The organism is Paraburkholderia sp. SIMBA_054 (genome assembly GCF_046534875.1).
GTDB lineage: Bacteria > Pseudomonadota > Gammaproteobacteria > Burkholderiales > Burkholderiaceae > Paraburkholderia > Paraburkholderia hospita.
In genome coordinates this window covers 1-240 of the sequence record NZ_JAWRXV010001606.1, presented here as the reverse complement: position 1 = coordinate 240, position 240 = coordinate 1, and the positions used below count along the sequence as shown (strand labels likewise).

General features: G+C 67.5%; 1 pseudogene. It reads right to left on the bottom strand.

Annotated features, from left to right (window positions below):
* A pseudogene (locus tag SB822_RS60495) lies at positions 1-240 on the bottom strand (serine hydrolase); the annotation flags it as partial.

Sequence of the window (240 nt, the reverse complement as noted above, 5' to 3'; positions counted from 1 at the left end):
AGCACACGGCGCCCCGATGCGACGCCTTCGTCGAGTAGCATCTGCGCGATCTTCAACTGATCGTTTGCGCTGATCGACATGCCGCCGCCCCAGTGCGTGCCGCCCGGCACCGACTGCACGCGGCGTCCGCCCACCTCCACCCATGAGTGGTCGTAGCCGACCCAATCCCAGGCGTCGCTTGCTCCTGAAGGCCGTGCAATCGCCTCGCGGAACACGTCCGGCAGCGGGTCGCCGAACAGA